The sequence below is a fragment of the Levilactobacillus fujinensis genome (assembly GCF_003946335.1).
Classification (GTDB): Bacteria; Bacillota; Bacilli; order Lactobacillales; family Lactobacillaceae; genus Levilactobacillus; species Levilactobacillus fujinensis.
Window position 1 is genome coordinate 84,908 of record NZ_RHNX01000004.1, and the last position, 22,613, is coordinate 107,520.

22 protein-coding genes and 1 other RNA gene are annotated in these 22,613 nt (G+C 47.4%); 8 read left to right on the forward strand and 15 right to left on the reverse strand.

Annotated elements, in window-relative coordinates:
• Nucleotides 1-5: 5 nt before the first annotated feature.
• Nucleotides 6-1,151 (reverse strand): cysteine desulfurase family protein, encoded by a 1,146-nt coding sequence (locus tag EKM89_RS02590; RefSeq protein ID WP_125685605.1) that lies wholly within the window; start codon nt 1,149-1,151, stop codon nt 6-8.
• Nucleotides 1,152-1,610: 459 nt separating this feature from the next.
• Nucleotides 1,611-3,338 (reverse strand): septation ring formation regulator EzrA, encoded by a 1,728-nt coding sequence (ezrA, locus tag EKM89_RS02595; RefSeq protein WP_125685606.1) that lies wholly within the window; start codon nt 3,336-3,338, stop codon nt 1,611-1,613.
• A 186-nt stretch (nt 3,339-3,524) separates the two neighbouring features.
• Between ezrA and EKM89_RS02600 the strand changes: the two genes are divergently transcribed.
• The 3 genes from EKM89_RS02600 (at nt 3,525) to EKM89_RS02610 (ending at nt 5,282) form a co-directional block, all read left to right on the forward strand.
• Complete coding sequence (locus EKM89_RS02600; protein WP_125685607.1) at nt 3,525-3,992, forward strand: GAF domain-containing protein; 468 nt, start codon at nt 3,525-3,527, stop codon at nt 3,990-3,992.
• Between the two features lie 198 nt (nt 3,993-4,190).
• Nucleotides 4,191-4,796: a 30S ribosomal protein S4 gene (rpsD, locus tag EKM89_RS02605; RefSeq protein ID WP_125685608.1), complete on the forward strand. Its 606-nt coding sequence runs from the start codon at nt 4,191-4,193 to the stop codon at nt 4,794-4,796.
• A gap of 285 nt (nt 4,797-5,081) precedes the next feature.
• Nucleotides 5,082-5,282 carry a hypothetical protein gene (locus EKM89_RS02610; protein ID WP_125685609.1) on the forward strand — a complete coding sequence of 67 codons (201 nt, stop codon included), beginning with the start codon at nt 5,082-5,084 and terminating at the stop codon, nt 5,280-5,282.
• Nucleotides 5,283-5,344: 62 nt separating this feature from the next.
• On the opposite strand, the gene EKM89_RS02615 is transcribed toward EKM89_RS02610, so the two are convergent.
• Both EKM89_RS02615 and EKM89_RS02620 read right to left on the reverse strand, forming a co-directional pair.
• The gene (locus EKM89_RS02615) at nt 5,345-6,391 is read right to left on the reverse strand and encodes an AI-2E family transporter (protein WP_125685610.1); all 1,047 of its coding nucleotides are present in this window, start codon (nt 6,389-6,391) and stop codon (nt 5,345-5,347) included.
• A 118-nt stretch (nt 6,392-6,509) separates the two neighbouring features.
• Nucleotides 6,510-7,109, reverse strand: a complete 600-nt coding sequence (locus EKM89_RS02620; RefSeq protein ID WP_125685611.1) for a DUF1054 family protein — start codon at nt 7,107-7,109, stop codon at nt 6,510-6,512.
• A gap of 74 nt (nt 7,110-7,183) precedes the next feature.
• On the opposite strand from EKM89_RS02620, the gene EKM89_RS02625 reads away from it, so the two are divergent.
• The 5 genes from EKM89_RS02625 (at nt 7,184) to EKM89_RS02640 (ending at nt 10,338) form a co-directional block, all read left to right on the forward strand.
• Nucleotides 7,184-7,639: a YueI family protein gene (locus tag EKM89_RS02625; RefSeq protein ID WP_125685612.1), complete on the forward strand. Its 456-nt coding sequence runs from the start codon at nt 7,184-7,186 to the stop codon at nt 7,637-7,639.
• A 44-nt stretch (nt 7,640-7,683) separates the two neighbouring features.
• Nucleotides 7,684-8,931, forward strand: a complete 1,248-nt coding sequence (locus tag EKM89_RS02630; protein WP_125685647.1) for a replication-associated recombination protein A — start codon at nt 7,684-7,686, stop codon at nt 8,929-8,931.
• 41 nt (nt 8,932-8,972) lie between these two features.
• Nucleotides 8,973-9,163, forward strand: a non-coding RNA gene (ssrS, locus tag EKM89_RS14415) — 6S RNA.
• A 311-nt stretch (nt 9,164-9,474) separates the two neighbouring features.
• Nucleotides 9,475-9,762, forward strand: a complete 288-nt coding sequence (locus tag EKM89_RS02635) for a hypothetical protein (protein ID WP_125685613.1) — start codon at nt 9,475-9,477, stop codon at nt 9,760-9,762.
• A 96-nt stretch (nt 9,763-9,858) separates the two neighbouring features.
• Nucleotides 9,859-10,338, forward strand: coding sequence for a universal stress protein (locus EKM89_RS02640; protein WP_048732154.1), 480 nt, complete (start codon nt 9,859-9,861; stop codon nt 10,336-10,338).
• A gap of 112 nt (nt 10,339-10,450) precedes the next feature.
• On the opposite strand, the gene EKM89_RS02645 is transcribed toward EKM89_RS02640, so the two are convergent.
• From EKM89_RS02645 to murA, 11 genes are all read right to left on the reverse strand, one after another.
• Nucleotides 10,451-11,308, reverse strand: a complete 858-nt coding sequence (locus EKM89_RS02645) for a helix-turn-helix transcriptional regulator (protein ID WP_125685614.1) — start codon at nt 11,306-11,308, stop codon at nt 10,451-10,453.
• Nucleotides 11,309-12,032: 724 nt separating this feature from the next.
• The gene (locus EKM89_RS02650; RefSeq protein ID WP_125685615.1) at nt 12,033-13,634 is read right to left on the reverse strand and encodes a glycerophosphodiester phosphodiesterase; all 1,602 of its coding nucleotides are present in this window, start codon (nt 13,632-13,634) and stop codon (nt 12,033-12,035) included.
• 65 nt (nt 13,635-13,699) lie between these two features.
• Nucleotides 13,700-14,842 (reverse strand): D-alanine--D-alanine ligase family protein, encoded by a 1,143-nt coding sequence (locus tag EKM89_RS02655; RefSeq protein WP_125685616.1) that lies wholly within the window; start codon nt 14,840-14,842, stop codon nt 13,700-13,702.
• Between the two features lie 74 nt (nt 14,843-14,916).
• The gene (locus EKM89_RS02660) at nt 14,917-15,885 is read right to left on the reverse strand and encodes a DUF2785 domain-containing protein (protein ID WP_125685617.1); all 969 of its coding nucleotides are present in this window, start codon (nt 15,883-15,885) and stop codon (nt 14,917-14,919) included.
• 21 nt (nt 15,886-15,906) lie between these two features.
• Nucleotides 15,907-16,758: an SPFH domain-containing protein gene (locus tag EKM89_RS02665; RefSeq protein ID WP_125685618.1), complete on the reverse strand. Its 852-nt coding sequence runs from the start codon at nt 16,756-16,758 to the stop codon at nt 15,907-15,909.
• A gap of 866 nt (nt 16,759-17,624) precedes the next feature.
• Nucleotides 17,625-17,927: a glycine cleavage system protein H gene (locus EKM89_RS02675; RefSeq protein WP_125685620.1), complete on the reverse strand. Its 303-nt coding sequence runs from the start codon at nt 17,925-17,927 to the stop codon at nt 17,625-17,627.
• Between the two features lie 17 nt (nt 17,928-17,944).
• Nucleotides 17,945-19,150, reverse strand: a complete 1,206-nt coding sequence (locus tag EKM89_RS02680) for an FtsW/RodA/SpoVE family cell cycle protein (protein ID WP_125685621.1) — start codon at nt 19,148-19,150, stop codon at nt 17,945-17,947.
• Between the two features lie 237 nt (nt 19,151-19,387).
• Entirely contained in the window at nt 19,388-19,612 is a 225-nt protein-coding gene (locus EKM89_RS02685) for a DUF2969 domain-containing protein (protein WP_048732168.1), read from the reverse strand.
• A 12-nt stretch (nt 19,613-19,624) separates the two neighbouring features.
• Nucleotides 19,625-19,918, reverse strand: a complete 294-nt coding sequence (gene yidD, locus EKM89_RS02690; RefSeq protein WP_125685622.1) for a membrane protein insertion efficiency factor YidD — start codon at nt 19,916-19,918, stop codon at nt 19,625-19,627.
• A gap of 24 nt (nt 19,919-19,942) precedes the next feature.
• A complete protein-coding gene (mreB, locus tag EKM89_RS02695) occupies nt 19,943-20,950 on the reverse strand; it encodes a rod shape-determining protein (protein WP_125685623.1) in 1,008 nt (335 codons plus the stop codon).
• Between the two features lie 347 nt (nt 20,951-21,297).
• On the reverse strand, nt 21,298-22,605 hold the full coding sequence (murA, locus tag EKM89_RS02700; protein WP_125685624.1) for a UDP-N-acetylglucosamine 1-carboxyvinyltransferase: 1,308 nt from the start codon (nt 22,603-22,605) through the stop codon (nt 21,298-21,300).
• Between the last annotated feature and the right edge of the window lie 8 nt (nt 22,606-22,613).

A 22,613-nucleotide genomic window follows, 5' to 3' on the forward strand; every position in this document is an offset into this window, starting at 1 on the left:
TGAGCTTAGTTTAATTTTGCAAATTGTGTGTACAAGTCGTCAAACACGCGGTTGAATTCTTCGGCTTCCGCCATGGTGTTGTGTTCATCTAGTGAGATTCGCACCGCACTCGTGGCAATACCATCATCGATCTTCATGGCCTGTAACGTGCTAGATTCTACATGCTTCTTAGAAGAGCAAGCACTGGTTGTTGAGATGTAAATATCGTGTTCCTCAAAAGCATGAACGATGGTTTCGCCCCGGACACCAGCGATGGCAAAGCACAGAATGTGCGGTGCGAAAACGGGTAAATCCTTGGAAAAAATTGTCACGTTCGGGAACTTTTCAACGTGATGCAGAATGGCTAACCGAATCTCGCGTTGCTGTTTGACCTTAGCTGCCTCATTATCAAGTAACAGGCGCAAAGCCTTCGCCATGGCAGCGATAGCCGGTAAATTTTCGGTTCCAGAGCGCAGATTACGTTCCTGCCCCCCACCGGCCATTAACGGTGCCAACTTCCGGCCCTGCCGTTTGTACATGAAACCGATACCGCGTGGTGCGTGAAATTTATGACCAGAAAAGGTAACAAAGTCGACTCGGTCGTTAAAGATCTTGTCAGCCAAACCCTTCCCGATTCCTTGAACAGCATCGATGTGCCAATGAATCCGAGGAAAGTCACGTAGGACCGCTGCAATCTCATCAAGTGGCTGCACGGCCCCAATTTCGTTGTTCACGGCCATCGTGGACACCAAAATCGTCGATGGTTTAATGGCGGCCCGCAAATCTTCTGCGGAAACTCGTCCATTCTCATCAACTGGTAAATAAGTGACTTCAAACCCCAACTGCTTGAGCTGTTCCATGGAATTATGAACCGCTGGATGTTCGACCTCAGTCGTAATCAAGTGGTTCCCAAATTCTCGTTTCGCCATCGCTGTTCCCTTGATGGCCCAGTTATCGCCCTCGGTACCACCACTGGTGAACAGGATTTCACTGAGTTTGACGCCTAACAGATCAGCAATCTGTTGCCGGGATTGTTCAAGCAGGTTAAAAGCTTGTTCCCCAAACTTATGTAAGCTTGAAGGATTACCCCAATAGTTTGCGCTAACCTTTGCATAAGTATCAACGACTTCGGGTGCTGCCTTAGTCGTTGCACTGTTATCAAAATAAATCATTCAGAACCCTCTTATCTCTTTTCTATTGGTTCGACTCCGATAGAAATTCTTTTTCATTATAAACACAAACCTTACGAACCACAAGTGGTGCGGCCTAAATCTCATGGCTTTCTGATGAATTCTAATTCCGAAATATTAGGTGTGCTTGGTCGGACAAGCTGGCGATTTACCCGCTGTCCGGTTTACGTTGAAGCCCTATGACAATTGAGCCAGCATGTTTAGAGGCCGCCCCCAATAAGAACCAAAATTAGGCGTTACCCACAGATTCACGAAGCCATTTAATTCACGTTGAATAAGACCCCTACAATGGCAGCCCCAAATCGGCCATCAGACGTATAACACCCCAGTTTGATAAGCAGTCAAATCACACAACCTGTTAATCAAAAGAAGCGCCACGCCAATTAGACTATCCGCTCATAGTCATCCTGCCGTAACGCCCCTGTTCATTTTAAAATCAACTTATTCTGCGCCCCGCTTAGGTTTAGCCGTTCCCTTACGTTGGTAATAGGCGTCTTCCAAGCGTTTGTACGAGCCAGGTTCCACGTCATCTAATACCGTAGCGATAGTTTCCAAAGCTTGTGCGTATTGGTGGTCCTTTTCAAACAGCTCGGCGGCCTTCTTGCTGGCTTCGGCGACGTTTTCGTGACTCGTCTGGTAGCGGTTAGCGTATTGTAGAAGTTGTTCCGCTAACTGTGCGCTATCGATCAAGTCATCCGTCTTTTCCTGTAGGGTGTCCAGATCCGTTTGGATGATCAACAATTGCTTGGTGATGCGTTCCATGTCGATCTGTGGCTGATCCATATCAGTCGCTAACTGTGCCACTTCATCCCGAACAACGAAGAAATAATCCAAGTAATCCTGAGGAATTCCAGGAAGATTTAAATTCTCCACCTGGCGCCGTAAACTATGTAGATTAAAGTCGAATTGTTGTAAGGTGTCGCGGGCTTGCCGCTCTTCATCGGCCAAACCAGCTACGCTATTTAAAATCTGTGCTTGCTGCTCTTCAATTTGCTTCAAATCTTTTTCTTGTTGTTTTTGATGTTCCAAGACATGTGAATAGGTAGCTGTCTTCCCCGTCAAATCTTGCACATCACGCTGATAAATGCCATCGATGGTCCGCAACTGTTCGTTAAGTTCACGTGCCGTTTCCAATTCTTGATGGTCCAACGTGTAGTTTTGGCTCAACCGGTCCAACTCATTAAGCAGCGTGTGGCTTTGATTTTGGGCGTGGGCGATAAACTTGGCAACGCCGTCCAAATTAGCTTCGACTGGGTCCTTGGCATCAATTTCCGTTTGCATTAAATCATAGAGCTGATCAATCTGGCCTGAAATGCGGTCATTAACGACTTTGGCATCATCCGGTCGTAGCTTACTCAGGGTTTCTAAGTTTTCACTGATGTGGTCAGCAACCTGTTGAATCAGTTCCGAAATATTTTCATCGCCAAATTGATAATGATCGGCCGTCAATTGTTGATAGCCACCCTTTAATTCCTTCACCTGGTCAGGGTAAACGACGGTCAAATCTTTATACAGTGGTGGGATGGCCTTGATGAGGTCTTCAAGGTCTGCCGTATCGTCCTGTAATTGCGTCAATACATCAGCAGCCCGCTCGTGGTCTCCCGATTGGGTCAATCGCGTAAACGTGTCAAAATTATCTTCTAGTTGACTGAGCCGTTCTTCGAGACCATCAATGCTGGGACCAAACGCAAAGTTTTTCGCAAGTAACGTCTTCCGTAAATCCTGATACTTTTGTTCCAGGTCACGAACAGCTTGCCGATGCTGCTTGTCGACTTCTTGTAAAGCCGCCAATTTTGCTTGGACAGATTGAACGAGTTCGTCCGTTTGGTTAACCAACTCAGCAACCTTAGTGAGGTCACGACGAAGGCCCACCAGATTTAGCCCCCGCGAATCTTCGGTCAACTTCGCCAGCTGCTGATCGATTCGGGTAAATCGGTTCTCGGTAATGTCAGTAAAGTCCGCCTGCAACTGTTGGTATTGCGCCAACGACTGTCCAGTCAGACTTAACTGGCCAACGAGATCAACCTCGTCAGCTAGTGGAATTGCCACCATGGTTTCCTTTTTTGCGGTTAACGCCGCCACCTGTTGTCGTATTCGTTGCTGGTAAACGAGTACACCGACGTAGACGATAACCGCCAATACGACGACTCCGATTAGAACACCTAACATTTTGACCCCATCCTTCATCCGCTTTTAAACGTTTAACGAGTTGCAAAATAACTCGGTTCATTTTACAATTTAATCTAATTTCGATTATAGCATAACTCACGCCTACGCTTCACTAGGTTTTCACGATTACCTTAACCTTTTTTCCTATATGCAATTACCAAAATCATCCACAGGAGGTCTTTTTAAATGAGTGACTCAATTAACCCTTTAATCACTGAGCAACTTGACGCGCTTTTGCATGAAGAAACCAACACCATTGCAAACCTGTCTAATGCCTCAGCACTTTTGAAACAAACCCTAGACGATGTCAACTGGACCGGCTTTTATTTGTACCAGCCAGAAACTGACGATCTGATCTTGGGACCCTTCCAAGGCAACGTCGCCTGCATGCACATTGAAAACAATCGTGGTGTGTGCGGGACAGCCTTAGCCACACAAGAGACCCAACGTGTAGCAGATGTCCATCAGTTTGCTGGTCATATTGCGTGTGACTCGGCTAGTAACGCGGAAGTCGTTGTCCCCCTGACCACAGCAACTGGCAAGTTTGGTGTCATGGACATTGACTCCCCCAGTAAGGACCGTTTCTCGACCGCTGACCAAGCTGTTCTTGAGGAATTTGCCCGCGTTTTGTTAAAACACATTGACAAAGACTAGCTATTCTGGTTATACTGGTGTTTGTGTAAAATAATGCAGCGATAAGTGGTAAGCTCGTCAACAGATTGTTGCCGTTCAATTGGTTCAGGAAGTAACCTGCGGCTGCATACGGTGAAACCTGCAAAGCAATCTGCACGAATACTAAACTTATATACAGCTTATTTTACTCCAAATAATATTTTATTGGAGGAACTATCTATGTCTCGTTACACTGGCCCAAGCTGGCGTATTTCCCGTCGTTTAGGGGTATCCCTTTCCGGCACTGGTAAAGAATTAAACCGTCGTCCTTATGCACCTGGTGATCATGGTCAAGGTCGTCAAAAGAAGCTTTCTGAATACGGTACGCAATTGCGTGAAAAGCAAAAGCTCCGGTTCACTTACGGCATGACTGAACGTCAATTCTACAACTTGTTCAAGCGTGCCGGCAAGATCAAGGAAGGTACCCATGGTACTAACTTCATGATCTTACTCGAACGTCGTCTGGACAACGTGGTTTACCGTTTAGGTTTGGCAACGACTCGTCGTCAAGCTCGTCAATTGGTTAACCATGGTCATATCACTGTTGATGGCAAGCGTGTTGACATCCCTTCATACGAAGTCGAAGTTGGCCAAGTTGTCTCAGTTCGTGAAAAGTCCAAGGACATGACCATCATCAAGGGCGCTGTTGAAGCCGTTGTTGGTCGTCCACAATACGTCCAATTCGACGCTGACAAGCTGGAAGGTTCCCTTACCCGCTTACCACAACGTGAAGAATTAGATGCAGAACTCGACGATTCTCTTATCGTTGAATACTACAACCGTTAAGATTAAGGTCTTAATTGGTTTGAAAAAAGCCTTGCCTACTGGCATGGCTTTTTTATTTGCCGTGAAGTTAGACTGATTATCCCCATTTTGTGGGAGATTTATCGGATGTCACCGTGAATTATAGAAACGCACGACTTTAAAAATGGTTCACAAATCATTGCGCACTTTTCTAAACTCGTCAACCTATGATAGGATGTAGAAGATTCAATTTTACGACTTGTAGATTAGGCTTACAATCTGCTGACAGCTACGTGGTCAACAGAAATACATACTGGAGGCTTCATTATGCCTATCCTAAATATTGTCATGAGTGTTTCATTCATTCTAAACATTCTACTCGGTCTGGCCGTTATTGCCCTGCTCATCGTTTTTATTCTGTGGTTACGCGACCGGCACAGCAAAACACCTAAGGTTACTAATAAAACGTTGGCTTATTATGCTGGCCTACTGATTATTTTTATAATTGCCAAGTTACTCGTTCACTAGCTCCGACAAAATAAGCTTAGCATTCCCCGACTCACTTGGGGTGCTGAGCTTATTTTTTTGGACTACTTTTTATCTGCCAGTTCTTCTGATGTAATCCGTTTCGGCTTCAGTTGCACGTCAAAGACATCTAAGAAAAATGCTACCAGGGGTACCCCAACCAGTAATCCCCAGGCGCCAAAGATACGCTCGCTGACGATCAACGTAATAAAGGTCACAAAAATCGGCAGGTTCGTTGCGTTTGCCATTAACCGCGGATGTAAGAAGTACGATTCGAACATGTGAATCAAAATAACCAGTACCAACACAGCCAAGACCCGAATCAGCCCACCCGTGATAAAGGCCACGACGGTGAGTGGAATCAGCGAAATTAACACCCCAGCAACCGGAATCAAACCTAGGAAGAAGACTAGAATTCCTAATATCAGTAAACTTGGCATGCCAATTGCCCACAGCCCTAAAACCATCAGCAAGGTATTGATCGTACAAATCACCAGCTGTGTCTCAATAACCGTTCCGAAGATGTGAACAAATTTTAAAATCAGTTGTCCCATTGGCACGAACAGACCGGCAAACCGACTCCGCGTAAAGGCGTGGGCAAACGTCTTCAACTGATTCTTCGTCAGGTTAAAAATAAAGCTGAAGAAGAAGGCCAAAATAATTGTTTCCACACCCGAGCTTAAACGTGACAGCTTGCCGATACCACTGGAGAATAGCATCTTACCATTGCTGATGACCGACGCATTTTGCGACAGGTTCTTCACTAACTTGGTCACGGACGTCTCCAATTGTGGGTAGGCCTTGATCAACGCGTCTAACGTGTGCGGTAAGCTAGATGCCTCCGACACTAGCGGTGGAATAATCTGACCAAATGCCGCTACCAGAATACCCAGGAACAGGACATAGACCAATAACGTCGACCACAAATGATGCAGGTGCACGTGTCGCTCGATACCCATAATGGCCGCATTCCCCAGATAAATAAATATAATCGTAAAGAGTGCTAACGACAGAAAATCGCGCACCTCCCACGCAATGATGATCAGTATGACCAACGCCAAGTAATACGTTGTTAGCGGGTTTTGCCACCATCGTTTCAGTATCTCAATCACTAAAAATCCCCCTTCGACCCCAGTTACGTTTCAGCCTACACATGTCACGCAGCAATTGCAATCAACTACTAGCCTCCCCAAAAGCCTGAAAACTAACCACCAAACTTTCCTAGCAACACTAAATCCGAATCAACTGATCATACAGCGGTAACAGGGACCGCACGGTGTCTTGAATCACCCGCGTCTGTTCGATGGCCGGCAGCGTAAAGAAGTCGCTGCCCCGCATAAAGTTGCGGCCAACCTGCCATTCAGCGTGCCGGTTTGTCTGTGTCACCATCAACGCCTGATAGTTTTCCCGCGTCAAGGGTACCCCACAGTTCTTATCTGTATGGTCACCGCCGCACGCAAATCCCACTGGCAACTGCATGACCGTATCTTCCTTTAAACTACTCAACAAGGCTTGCCGGTCCTTAGCCTCCTGTAAGACAGCTAACCAAATAAAGAACCGGTCATCCCAAAAGCCAACCTCGATGTGCGGCAACATTTTGTACCCCCGTTTGGATGTGCTAAATGCAACCCAGGTATCCGGTGGTGGATTCTTCGAACGGCGCCGATGCAACGAAACATGGTCGTAAATCGGCAGAGCAAGCGTCGCGAAAACTGGTGCTAGTTCCGTGACCGTTTGTGCAAATTTTGGATCGATCTGCGCCCGAATTTTCCCCAATCGTCCTGGCAATGTCTGGTCGTCCCATACGTGAAAATCTTGGTCCTGATACATCCAAAGCCCCCTTCCTAATCGTCTGTTCAATTCCATGTTATACTAGTAAAACCAACTTGAAAAGAGGGAATCCCATGGCAGAGAAGAGTCAAATGGAACAACATTTACAAAATTCCGTCTACGGCACACCGAAAATCAATCCCGATGAACAGCGCCACTACTTGGGGACGTTTCGTGAACGCGTCTCACTAGCAATGACCATCGCCGAAGTCACAGACCGTGATAATTTGGATCCATTTATCACGGAAATCAGTGCCCACCCAAACTATCAGGTCATCCTAAATGGTCACGTTGACCAAGCCGACCTCGCACCGTATCTCAAGTTGGCGAGTCAACACAACCTGAAATTCACCATTCGTCAAGATACCATTTATGGCGTCAACGGTAGCGACCTTGGTCTAGTTGTGGCTAGTGACCACGCTATCGATCAGAGTCCCATCGCCCTCAGTAGGAAGTATCCCCCCAAGTCACCAACAACTCCCGAGCAACCCGCTAAAAAGGGTTGGCTCGACAAACTGTTGGGGCATTAAGAAAGGAGTCCCCCTTTTTGGCACAACATCCGTTAGCCTACCGCATGCGGCCCCGTCGCCTAGAAGAAGTCGTTGGTCAGCAAGACCTCGTCGGCCCCGGGAAAATCATTGCCCGTATGGTGGCAGCTAAATTGCTTTCGTCCATGATTCTCTACGGACCGCCGGGCACCGGTAAAACCAGTATTGCCAGTGCCATCGCTGGTTCCACCAAGTACGCCTTTCGTAAATTAAACGCTGCAACTGATACCAAAAAAGATCTCCAAGTTGTCGCTGAAGAAGCTAAAATGAGTGGCACCGTCATTCTCCTGCTCGATGAAATTCATCGATTGGACAAAACCAAGCAAGACTTCTTGCTACCCCATTTGGAAAGTGGTCGTATCATCCTAATCGGTGCAACGACCGAAAACCCCTACATCAACATTAATCCTGCCATTCGAAGCCGGACACAGATTTTTGAGGTACATCCGCTCTCATTGGATGCTATCAAGACTGCCTTGCAACGGGCCATGGCGGACGACGAACGGGGACTCGGTAAACTGAATCTAACCGTCGATGATGACGCACTGGGCTTCATGGCCGGTGCCACCAACGGTGATTTGCGGAGTGCTCTGAATGGTCTAGAATTGGCCGCGCAGTCCACACCCCCTGCCGAAGATGGTGAAATTCACGTTACACTGAAGATAGCTGAAGCCTGTTTTCAACGTAAGGCCTTGATGGGTGATAAGAATGGGGACGCCCACTACGACGTGATCTCCGCTTTTCAAAAGTCGATTCGAGGCAGTGATACCGATGCCGCTCTCCACTACCTAGCACAACTAGTTGCCGCTGGCGACCTCCCCTCAATTTGCCGGCGGCTCATGGTGATTGCCTACGAGGACGTGGGCATGGCCAATTTACCAGCTGCTGGCCGAACGGTTCAAGCCGTTCAGGCCGCCCAACAATTAGGGTTACCTGAGGGCCGAATTCCATTAGCCGATGCCGTCATTGAGCTGTGCTTATCACCGAAGTCCAACTCCGGGATTCTAGCAATGGACGCCGCCTTGGCTGATGTCATGAATGGCCATAACGGTGCCGTGCCGGACCGCTTAAAAGATGCCCACTACAGCGGTGCTAAAAAGCTCGGTCATGGTACTGATTATCAGTATCCCCATGACTTCCCAGGCGATTGGGTCAAGCAACAGTACCTGCCCGATGACCTCAAACGCGCCGAATATTACCAGCCCAAAACCAATGGTCGTTTCGAAGCCCAGCTGGCCGAACAATACCGCCGACTCCGGCAAGCCAACCGGTAATGGAAAAATTGTATTTTTATTATTTATATGATAATATACAAGTGGTTCTAAGGTGTACGCGTTGTCTCACTACAAGTTGCCGAACAAGTAATTCTTAAACGGGAACGCCTAACGATATCGTAGCTGACATGCCTTTTCACTTGGAAGTCAAAAACTTTATCAGACGCTCCCCCCTGCATTGTCATCGCGGGTCAACATGACTGGACAATTAACGGCACCACTTAGATCAACCAAAGCCTTGTGCTTTGAAGGCCATTCCATTGAATGGCCTTTTTCTTTTGCCCATTAATCTTTCTTAGGTGCCCTTTGGTGCTATGAGACCTGCTAAAAATAGCTACACTCTGGCTCCGATTGATGCATGAAGCCAGCTAGCCGTGTCGACAATGTGTTGGTGCCCTTGGGCTGACATCGTGGCACAACCTAGCTAGATTCCTGCCCTTTAAAAAGCAGGCGTTTCTATCTACACTAATTTCAACAGCCTACTGCTTTTAGGCTTGGACTCGGGTATACTAAGCAATAGATAATTTAAGGAGGAATCCTCTCTTGGCCATAACGATTTTAATGATTTGCTACACCCTGATTTCCTTTGGCCTTGGCTGGTACTTTTTCAGTCATCGTCAACGTCCCTTTCTCGTCTTCCATCCCGAAGAAAGCCGTGAGTTGCAACGGGTTTTGTCTATCGGTGGAATTCTGATGATGATCATCGGCGTGTTCTCGGCTGCCGCCACTATTATGAATAATACAATTTTTCTGGCCGCCGTTTTACTCGTTGGGGTTATCGCCATCATGGCAATCCAACTCATCTTATTGCACTGGTTTCCTAAGGGGTAACCGGTTACAACTTTCAGTACCTTTTTTACCATTTTGCTTTTTATTTCGCGGTAAATAACGTATGATAAGAGTATAAAGTAATGAGAGGTGAACAATATGTTACAACAATACAAGCACATTTTAGTTCCAGTTGACGGATCCTACGAAGCCGAATTAGCTTTTAAGAAGGCGGTCGCTGTGGCTAAACGTAACGATGCTGATTTACATCTCGTTCACGTTGTTGATACGCGGGCTTTCCAAAACATTTCTAGCTTCGATACCAGCATGGTTGAACAAGTCACGGAAACAGCAAAGAAGACACTCGACAAGTACGTTGCCGATGCAAAGGCTGATGGCCTGCAAAGCATTGACTACGCGATTGAATACGGGGCGCCTAAAACCATTATTGCTCGCGACGTTCCCCGGGATAACGACACCGACCTGATTATGATCGGTGCTACTGGACTGAATGCCGTTGAACGGCTCCTCATCGGTTCTGTGACTGAATACGTGACCCGGACAGCTGTCTGCGACGTTATCGTTGTTCGGACTGATTTGAACAACCAACCAGCCAAGGTTACGAAACCAGAAGGCTAAGTCATTTTGAAACAGCAACACCGCCACCAAATTTGGTAGCGGTGTTTTTTGATTTGTAAATAAAAACCAGCCGAAATAGGTTAATTCGACTGGTTTCCTTATTTATTCAACTTTAATCGGCCACTGCACCTAGTGGCGACGTCATCAGCCGCTCCTGTAGGGCCACATTGTGCGTCACTAAAGCTAACGTCTTGGCAATCGTCAAGCTTCGTTTGGCAGCAACTGTCGCCAACAAGGCTTGCTCGGCCTGTCCCCGTACCTCGTACAACACATCGATCAGATACAAGGACGCTTGCTGCTTCACAGCGATCAATGCTGCTTCAACATTGTCAATGACAAGTTGCGGTTGGTCCAATTCCAAATACATCAGTGCAATCTGGTAACGCGCCCAGACTAACCGTTTAAAATTAGCCTCGTCGTGCCATTCGAAATCGTCCAAGTACCCGGCTGCCTCGTTCAAATAATAGTGGGCCTTATCGAACTCCTTACGCGCAACGTAAGCTGAAGCCATCCCCACATTCCCCACAATTGCGTACAGATCCCATGGCATCCGGTATGACCGGTGTAATAATAAATTAAAATGGAAAATAGCTTCATCCGGCCGGTTGTGCGTATTCAACTCAATAAATCCCCGATAGTAGTGATACCGTTCCCGGTCAAACGAGTTCTGCACATTAGTCATATTGATTTTGGTCAATAACTCTCCCGCAGTTGGGTAATCATCGTGCCGAATTGCCTGAGAAATAGCCTCGAACTGATCATCCATGCTGCTTCCCAGACCAGACAAAATATCTCCTAGTGACACGTTCAACCGCCGACAGATCTGTAAAATGATCTTGATACTAGGCACCTTATTTTTCTTCTCCATCAGACTAACAGTCGCTTGCGTACAGATTCCTTCGGCGAGCTCCTGTTGCGATAAATTCTTTTGCTTACGGTATTGTTTGATCTTATTCCCTAGTAAACGCATCTCATCTCTCCCTCACGAATCGTGATGCTGGGCAACTTACCAATTTATGATAAAAACCGAACATTTGTCTAAGCAATCACCAGTAACCGTTCCCCGACCCGTCACACGATTTACCGGTAATCTTCCCCTGATGATGATTATAACCGTCCGGTCGCTTCATCATTAATTATTATAATAAGCGATTTATAAGGAATTACAAGCAATAAACTAGTTTATGAAGGAACTCTAATCTGTCTATACCATTTTATCATTTTAAAATAAATAAATTTATATTAGCGGTCTCCTACCGTATATAAATTTATTAATGGAACATAATATTCGTCATTAATCTATTCAGTACCTGCCATAAATTTCCACTTCATTTGGGACCGAATTCTTCTTTCCTTGCGAGCCTGGATCAAAACCCTGGACTCCTTTGGTATCTCCGAATTTATATTGCTGAAACGTGGGACGACCTGGGAGACGCCTGATTTTGGCGACTTTCAGGCGAGCTGGAAGCCCGTCCTTTGGCTGGAAGCGTTCCCCACAGCAAGCGGAATCGCTGGCAGCCGGAGTGCGGCTGTTTTCGCTAATTTAGCCGTGATAATGCCTACTGTCGCAAGAGTAACATGAACATTTTGGCTTTCAACCTTTAGCTGATAATCAAATAATCAAAGCCCAGGATTATTCGGTTATCAACCTTAATGCTCGCCAGCTAATCGCCCTCCGTCCCACTCTCACAGTTTTAAATGTAGCTCAAAATAAAGTTCTGAATGACTGCCCACCAATTAGCCGCCGGATTCTGCTGGGTCACCGCTCGTAACCGCGTTAACTCATTGGTAATCTGACCATCGGCCCCTAATGCCCAGACCCGAGTCATCGCTGCATGTGAGTCTGGCGTCCACACGTAGGCCGGCGCCCCCGTACTATGAGCGGCCGCCAAAAATTGTTGGCTCATTGATATCCGTTGAAAAGAATAAAAATCAGCTGGTACCGCATTAGGTGCCACCCAATTGAATGGCGTGATATATCCCACGCTTAACCCTGGCACCGCTTCTCGCAATTGCCGGACGACTCGATAGTCCAATGAATGCACTGACGAGTGATCATGGACTAACCGCTGACCGTATTGTTGGGCGAATCGCCGAGTCATTCCCCGTGAATCTTGTGGCGTCGTTTTGATTTCGACTAGTAAGCGCTGATGCAACCGTTCGGCTGTCCGTAGATAGGCTGGCCATCCCGCTAATTTTGCTTGATGCCCATCCTCACGTAATGTGAGTCGCTGCAATTGATGTAAGGTCAATTGATGCGGTGTGACCCGTTTCTTCGCAAGCACCTGCAGATTTTCATCATGTAAGACCACCCATTGATGATCCTTCGTCTCGTGCAGGTCCATTTCCACGTAAGTCGGGCGTTGCCGATGAATCAACCGCAGCGCCGTTATCGAATTCTGCACGGCCTGATGATGATCGACGCCCCGGTGACTGATCAGAGCAGTGGTCGTAAACTGCGGCGTCTGCGTCACAGTCTGGCCGACGACGGCTAAACCGACAATACTGGTCATGACAACCAGTCGCCAAAGTGGCCGGCGATAATATCTGGCCCGCTGCGGTTGCTGCCCTGTCCAGCTCCAGATGATTGTAATCACCGTCAAGATGGCCACCAAGGTAAAGCCCATTAGAATCAGCCACAGGGACCCACTAGCAACCGCTAAGTGATTCATCTTGCCCAGATGACCGACCCAGACGTTAGCGCCCACCAACAGCTCACTAGCGGTCAACCACAGCAGGGTCAACCCGCCGCCCATCACTAGACCCGTAAGCATTTGCCAAACTGACCCCGGCTGCGTTAATTGCGGTGTAAGTCGCCGAAAGTAATGCGGTCCACGTAACAGGACGACTCCGGCAATTAGAAAATAAATGACCGCCGCAACGACTAAGACCGGCCGCCGGTTGAGACCGACAAAGTTGACCCAACCGGTGGGCACTGGAAGACGTACCAGCAACCGACTGCTTAATCCCCATAACCCCCACGGCACCGTTAAAATGACCACGGCAACTAGGACACCGCACCATGTCATCCAGTGCTGTGTGACTAAACGATAACTGACACGGCGATCACTAACCGGTACGTTGGCTAGAGTCAATGCTAACTGGGTAAGTTGCACAGCACTGGTCACTAATGTTGCCACCAAGACCATCACGAGTGCAACGGACCATCCCGGCCGTGTCGCTAACAACCGTAAGCCATTGAACTCTAGGATCAGTAGCCCCCATCCCCGCAATAAGCCTGGCGATGTTAGCCCACGTCGCCAACTCTGCCGCAGCTGCCGCCATTCTTCACGCATAAAATCCCTCCCATCAAAAAAAGCCGACCAGAACGTTTCCGCTCCCAGCCGACTTGTTGTTTCTGTTAGTTCTTTGGCTTATACGTTGAGGCCGCCGAGTTGTCGCTCAGTGGAATAAAGTCGTAGGCCAGTTGATCTTGCACCTTGAACTCGTCTAAAGCGAGCTGAATCAGGCGGTCAATCAGGTCGGCATAGCTAATCCCCGTTGCTTGCCACAGTTGTGGATACAAGCTGATGTTGGTGAACCCAGGTAAAGTGTTGACCTCACCCACGTATGGCACCCCATCCTTGGAGACTAAGTAATCGATACGAGCCATGCCCTTAAGGCCCAACGCCGCGTAGGTTTGGAGACCCATTTGCGTAATCTCTTGTGTCAGGTCTTCGGGCAATTCGACGGGTACCTCAAAGGTCACGCCACTAGCATCGACAAACTTATTATTGTAGTCGTAGAAGACATCTGACTTTGGTACCCGGATAGCACCCAACTTAGAGGCTTCCTGATGTTCGTTACCCAAAATGGAAATTTCGACTTCCTCAGGACCGTCGATTGTTTGTTCAACCAGCACCTTGTAATCGTACCGGAAAGCATCAGCAATCCCCTCGTTATACTCTTGGGCGTTACCTGCTTTGTGAATCCCAACCGAAGATCCTTGGTTTGCGGGCTTGATGAAGACGTTATCGCCTAATTTAGCTTGAACCGTGGCGTAATCAAATGCGTCGCGGTTATCCGGCGTTAACACCACGTATTTCGTGTTGCGAATGCCATGAGCCGTCAAAACCTGCTTCGTCATATCCTTATCAAAGGACACAGCCGATGCCAAGACGCCACTCCCCACATAAGGCTTTTTCAATAAGCGGAAAAGCCCCTGGATCGTACCGTCTTCACCCAAGTTACCATGAATAATTGGGAAGAAAACATCGATGTCCTTTGCCTGAGATAAATTCCAAATGGGTGCCAATGGGTTGGAAGAGTCTACCTTGGTCTTTTCCTCAGTCGCAACGGTAGCTTCATCTTCGCCATCGAAAACGCGTCGTGAAGCTGCGTCACTTAGTACAAAGCCATCTCGCGTCAGTAAAAACAAACTGACCTCATAGTTGGCTTTATCCATTGCATCGTAGATGTTGTGGGCAGAACGCTTAGACACATCATGCTCCGAGGAATTACCACCGAATAATAGACCTACGTGTAACTTGCTTTTCGTTTCCATGTTGTCACTCATCCTATCGTATATATTTCGGTTAGCCTTCAGTATACCATTTCTCCTAAAAATTGAGAATAAAATCAGCCTAAAAAATCGATAGTTGAGTTCAAGTATTCACGGAGCTTCACTGGCAAATCTTGGTGTAAACGTAACGCATCCACCAATCGTTTACGATTAAAAAACTGATTCCACCCGGCGATAGTATCAGGCCGCCGCTTATAGGCCACTTGCTGACGCCACTGTTTCAGCGTCATCAAGAAGGTCGTCTCGTACAGTGGGTGTCGATTGGCTAATTCAACTAAGTAAGTCGCCATGCGGTCATTTTCACCATAAATTAAGGGCGTGGTCAGTCGCTTCAGGCGTTCCATCAGTGTCACCAATAGAAATAGTTTGTCGGCTCGTGGTAGGTCGCTGTTTCCAGCCAGGACGGCTAACAGGTCCGTAATGGCCGTGTAGGCGTGTGCCCAACCCTGATGATTCACAAATCCCCGCGTATCCGTCTCCAAGCAAATATAGGTCGCTGTGAGAAGTACGATTGGCCGCAAATCCACGTCACGTGAATTGATGGGATCCATAAAGTGAAGCAGGACCGCAAGTAATGCCAACCGTGCAGAACGGCCAAAGACAGCCGCATTAGCCGGTTCGAGAATATGATCAAACAGGTCCTCCTGTTGCGTTAAACGCTCGAATAAGTACTTCATCTGTGCAGAGTCAAACGCATCTTGCTGCAAGGCATCATACACGGAAAAATTGATGCCATTGTAGCGAATCTGAGGGTCAGTTGAAGATAAGTGATCGATCAAAACGCCTAGCTTTTCCCGCGACAAAGTCACAGGAACGTTTTCGCCTAGTTGACGTGTCAGCTCGGTCAGAATGTCCTTCACCCCATCATTGTCGTCTGGGAGTGTGACGGGCGTCCGTCGTTGCCGGTGAATGCCGTCCATTACTTTGCCCAGCCGTGTGCCTAAAGATTGGTAGACCTCACCGCTTCTGACCTGTTCATTTAGCGTCGCAAGTTGCTGCATGACCGCACCTATCTGCTCATCCATCAAAAACCCTCCATCATTTAATTACGATTCGATCTTTCCCGTGTTGATCACCGGTTGCGAACCCCGTTCATTAATTATTGAAACCATCATGTTATTGATCAATTGTAGTTTTTGGTTATCCGTTAATTTCAAATCCGTTTCGGCACCCAACCGGTCGATGGCCCCTTCCGTAATGGAAACGGCCCCCTCGACGATAATCTTCCGGGCAGAGAGGATAGCTTGCGACTGTTGTCGTTGCAACATGGCCGAAGCAATTTCGGTGGCATAGGCCAAATGTGTCAGTCGTGTTTCAATGATTTCAACACCAGCCACATTCAATCGTTCCTGCAGCTCCTCGGTCAACCGATTCGACACATCGGTTGGATTGCTTCGCAGCGTTAACTCCTTGCCATCACCAAAGTTGTCATAAGCGTATTCGGAAGCCACATGTCGAATGGCAGATTCGCTTTGAATCTCCACGAACTGTTCGTAATCTTCAACTGAGAATAACGCCTTACTGGTATCAACCACCTTGAAGACGATGACTGCCGCAATTTCGACGGGGTTTCCTTGAAGATCGTTGACCTTTAAAATTGCACTGTTAAAATTACGAACTCGCAGTGACACCGTCGACTTATTCGTCAGCGGTACCGTCAAGTAAAGACCCGCCTCACGAATCGTCCCAATATAACGGCCAAAAAACGTCAACACTTTAGACTGATTAGGGCTGATAATGGTCAGACTACTGGCAGCTAAAACGGCCACGACAATGATCAGGCCACCCAACACGATCATCGTACCGGTCGCAAGTAAAAAGCCACCCCCGATAATTAATGCCAAAACTATGACTAACCCCAGATACCCGTTGATATGAAAAACATTTTTTTCTTCCATGTCACTCGCTCCATTCCCCTAAATTTAAAAACCGCTGGTTGGCTGACCACTAAAATTCCCAGTCAATAGTATGTATTATCTAAACAATAGCGAAGCGAAAGCTGGCCCGCGCTTCGACTGCGAGACAAAACCTCAGACACCTCGTTCATTCCTACCTAAAACGCATTCACCCATTTTCCAGACCAATAGCAGCTGTTTTAACCAGCGGAACCAACACTTACGAATTTCCAGATGCCATTTAGATGGCTCTAACAAACCATCAAACAGCTAGTTAACCGTCCTTACTGAAGAAGCTCCACTAACTGCTACTATTCTCATTATACCCGACCAACGATAAAAACCCTAAGTATCTACTACAATTATCGTTTCAACCGATTAAGGATATGATCTGAGGTTGAAAGTTTCAAAATACTCATTATGACTGTTATCACAACGATACGAAGACTAAAATTAGGCAATGTCGTCCAGCCATGTCGACGATGTTAGTCAGTGTTCTTCCGGCTTTCAGGCGAACCGGAAACCTATCCTTTGGCTGGAGGTATTCCCCCACAGCAAGCGAAATTTCTAACAACCGGAGTGCGACCAGTACCATTAATTTAGCGGTGACAATTCCTACGGTCACAAGTGTAAGGTAACTATTTTGACTTTCAACCTTCAGATAATCTCAACTTCGCTTCCGTTGCCTTAGTTGTACAACCCAATTAGCAAAATTGTAACTAACAAAAATGTATTTAAAGCCATTGACTTCGTGATTGAAATTAGCCAGCCAGCACAGCAGGTGCAGTCCTGGCCAATCAGACTTAGCGAATTCATGGTGCTAAAAAAGCGTCATCCCCGTAAGGACAACGCCATGCTTCAATTCGTGATTAGTCTTCTTGGACGTCAACGAACCATGCAGCATCTACATCGCTACCGTTTAAAGCATCGAAACCGTTGGCTAATGCTGGATTAACGGCCGCAATCTTACCAGAAACAGGACTAGGAATGTCAGAAACCGCTTTGTCAGCTTCAACGCTCAACAGGTTTTCACCCTTCTTCACGTCGTCACCAACTGCTGGTAGTTTTGCAAACTTAATCGTCCCAAGTTCATCTTGGCCCTCGGTCGTTAAACCAATTCGCGTACCATCGCTAACAGCTTTAGTCCAGAAATACTTTACCATTTCACTCATGTGCAAACAGTCTCCTTCTACTTAAACGATTCGTTACGACTAAACATGTAACTCTTATAATGATACCGCATTGACATGATTAAGCCAATCCCTATCAGGTTCCCAATCAATGCAGATCCCCCTTGACTAACAAACGGCAACGGAATCCCCGTTAATGGCAAGAGTCCAATACTCATTCCAATATTTTCAAACACGTGGAAAAGAATCATCATGATAACGCCGGTTGAAATGTAGGCGTAAAACACGTTTTTTGTATCAAACGTCACGCGAATCATTTGATAGATCAGGAGGAAGTATAGGAAGATCAGGATACAGCCCCCAATAAAACCAAAGTTTTCTCCCACTACGGAAAAGATCATATCGGATTCACGGACTGGGACGTAAACGTGAGACACGTTGAACCCCGTCCCAAAGATACCACCTGAACCAACCGCCTTCATACTTTGCCAGAGTTGATACCCGGAATTTGATGTATCGGATGACGGATGCAGCCAGTTATCGACACGCGAGAATTGGTAAGCCTGGAATCCGACCCGCTCCAAAATTTTACGGCCCCAGTCAGTCGTGACCAAGGTCAATGCGCCACCACCCACGACGGCAACGGTACCGAACGCCGGCGCAATAATTTTCCAGGTGATTCCCGAAACCAGAATAACGCCACCAACGATGGCAAAGAACACCAGCATGGTCCCGAAATCATTTTGCAGTTTCAGCAAAACAGCAATCGGTACCGTCCACAGAATTAATTTCCCAATCAATGCCCAGTCCGTTCGCACCAGGTGAAGTGGATTGGCATTATTGTGTTCCGTTACGACCCGAGCCAACATCAAGATGAAGGCAGGTTTCATGACTTCTGACGGCTGAAAAGTCAGTGAACCAATGGCAAACCAACTTTTCGCCCCCGTATTTTGGTAGTATGGCCGACTATAGAGCACCAACACAGATACCAACAGGAAGATGCCCAACCAGTAAAGCACTGGTGCTACCTTCCACAGTTGCTCTGAATCAAATTGCATAATAATCACGATGGCGACCGTCCCAATGACGTACCACATTATTTGAGAAACTACGGCAGACGTAATACTCGTCGCACTACTGTCATGGGTTGCCGCCACGTAAATTGATGCTAGCCCAATCAGCGCTAACATCAGGACACAGAAGATGATTCCCCAGTCGATTCGGGAATCAGGCTCGCTGCGTTGTTCCGTCGCATTCTTTGCCACAATGATTGCTCCTTAATTCAAAATAGATTGTTTCCTGAGCACCTGCCCGTAATTCGTCCGCCGTGTCTAAACTATGCTAACAACGGACGACCTCAGTCACAGACTCAGTTACCAAGACGACCAGTCCGCCACCCTATCATGCAGCGACCAAACTAGCCTCTTCGGCTATACACAATGTAAGTATAAAGGCCGAAGTGTACGATAACGTCACACTCCGGCCAACTTTACTAAAATTTATTAACCACGATGCAGGTGGTAATCCCGCAACAGGAGTTCGACACCTTCGTCGACCGTCTTAACGCGGTAAACGTCGCCGTCATTCAATTGGGCTTCGAAACGGTCGTCCATTGGCGTAACTGTTCCAATCGTTTCATCGCCAATCTTCAACACGGACATCGTGCCACCATCCGGCAACTTTTGATCGTCAACGGTGACTTCTACTGATTTTTCTCGTTTGCTCATGCCAACTCTCCTTTACTTGATGGGGGGTTCTTGATCCAATTTCATGGCTTCACGGTATTTCTTCTCCGCTGCCACATTACGCTTCAGGGTGAAGTGATCCGGTACTGGATCCACGCCACCCCGAACGAACGGCTGACATCGTAAAATACGTGCGATGCCCATCAGGCTTCCCTTGAACGCGCCATGCTTCTCTAAGGCCTGTAACATATAGGTCGAGCAGGTCGGATAATACCGACAGGTCGGGGGAAACAGTGGTGAAATAAACCGCTGATATCCCCGCACTAAGAAGCTTAGTAGGCGACGCATCGCCAGTCCCCCTTTAATGACTTACTAGTCGTTGTTTTCCTTAGCCGTCTTCGTGTCCATGTGCTCCAGCAGAACGCCGGCACCCTTAGCCACGTTATCCAGTGGGTCTTCAGAAATGATGACAGGCACTGTTAGGCGTTCTGAGAACAACTTATCGATACCGTCTAACAAAGCACCACCACCAGTCAACATAATGCCCCGGTCAATGATATCAGCGGCTAACTCTGGCGGTGTCGTTTCCAAAACAGCCATGGCAGCCGAAACAATTTGTTCAACGGAATCATGAATGGCTTCCTCAACCTCAGCGGCGGTAATCGTCACTTCGGTAGGCATCCCACTAACGGAATCTCGGCCACGGACATCCATTGTCTTGTCGCTGTTACCAGGCTCTGGATACGCTGTCCCAATCTTAATCTTAATGGTTTCAGCGGTCCGTTCTCCAATAACCAAGTTGTGGTTACGCTTAACGTAGTTGACGATTTCAGAGTTCATTCGGTCACCAGCAACACGAATTGAACGGCTAGCCACGATGTCTCCCAGCGAGAGAATCGCAATATCACTAGTTCCCCCACCCATATCGATAACCATGTTACCACTAGGCTTAAAGATATCCATGCCAGCACCCAGAGCGGCTACCTTAGGTTCAGCCTCCAAGTAGACCTTTGCGCCACCAGACTTCTCGGCAGCCTGAACGATGGCTTTACGTTCGATTTCCGTGATGTTCGTGGGTGCACAGATCATAATGTTGGGTTTGGATAAGAAGCCTTTGACACTAAGCTTGTTAATAAAGTAGGAGAGCATAGCTTCGGTAATATCGAAATCAGAAATGACCCCGTCCTTAAGGGGACGAATTGCCCGAATGTTACCTGGTGTCCGTCCAACCATCCGGTAAGCTTCTGAGCCTACCGCTAATACCTTATCCGTCTTGGTATCGATTGCCACAACGGACGGTTCGTTTAATACAATACCCTTACCGACCACGTAGATTAAAACGTTCGCGGTTCCTAGGTCAATTCCAATGTCTTTCGCCATACTTATGCGTCCTCCTGATTTTTAATGCCAATTTTCAACATTTCATTATACCATAATCCTTGCGAACACTAAATGATTTCTCGGAGAATGTTCGGTTAAGCCCCTTTGTTACCGTTTTCTTTACGTAATCTAAGGGTACAGGCCCAACGTTACTCTTGCGCCAGTAAAAATTATCACGGCTAAACTAGTGAAAATAACCGCACGCCGGCTGTCAAGAATCCCGCTTGTTGTGGAACACCTCCAGCCCAAGAACAGGCTTTCTGCTCGCCAGTCAACAGCCCGTTGTTGCCTTTCCATATCTATGGTTCTAAACAAAAAGGCGGCAACCCTGCCACCTCATAAATTACTTAATTATTAACATGTGTATTCTTCAGAACAACGGTATCGTCGTCAGGGACATCGATCCGTTTAACTTCAGCACCTAGCGCGGTCAACTTCTTGTGGAAGTCATAATAACCACGATCTAAGTACTTCAAGTTTGTAACCTGTGTATAACCATCGGCAACCAAGCCAGCGAGAACCAAAGCAGCTGCGGCACGTAAGTCCGTCGCGGCCACTTCAGCGCCGTTAAAATCGGTTGGTCCGTGCATAACTACGGTGCGACCGTTAATTTGGAACTGTGCGTTCATCCGCCGCAATTCTTCCAAATGCATGAAGCGGTTTTCGAATACCGTTTCAGTCATGGTACTCGTTCCTTCAGCGGCCAATTGCAGAATGGTCATCTGTGGCTGCATATCAGTTGGAAATCCAGGATACGGTAACGTTTTAACATCCGTTGGCTTGAGCTTGTCTGGCCCGATAACACGGATACCAGCAGGTTCTTCTGTCACTTGAACGCCCATTTCCTGCAGTTTTGAAATTAAAGGTTTGTTATGTTCAACGATGCCATCCTTAATCAACACGTTCCCGTGAGTCAGGGCAGCGCCAACCATAAACGTCCCAGCCTCGATTCGGTCTTGGACCACACTGTGTTCTGCACCGTGCATCTTTTCGACCCCATTGATCCGTAACGTTTCGGTTCCTGCACCACGTACCCGTGCGCCCATCTTGTTTAGGACGTTTGCCAAGTCCACGATTTCTGGTTCACGGGCAACGTTATCGATCACAGTTGTCCCATTAGCCAAGCAAGCCGCCATCATAATGTTTTGCGTGGCCCCAACGCTTGGAAAATCTAAGTAAATGTGACTACCTTGTAACCGATCAGCAAATGCTTCGATATAACCATCATGCTGTTCAATTCGAGCACCCAAAGCTTCGAGACCCTTCAGATGCAGATCAATTGGTCGCGTGCCAATAGCGCAGCCACCAGGTAAAGCAACCCGTGCGTGACCGAGACGAGCCAACAACGGTCCCATGACGACGATAGAAGCTCGCATCTTGGAGACATATTCAAACGGTGCTTCACTGGAAACCTGCTTCGTAGCATCAATTGTCACTTCTCGTTTGGCTTCGTCAAAATCGACGCGCAAGTTTAAGAAGCGGAGAACTTTATTCATTGTATAAACATCAGACAAAACCGGAACATTTGCTAAACGAGTGAGTCCGTCTTGAGCCAGAATGGACGCTGCTAGGATTGGCAACACGGCATTCTTGGCCCCTTCAATGTGGACCACACCAGATAAGCGGTTCCCACCATGAATAACAATTTTTTCCATGGGATACC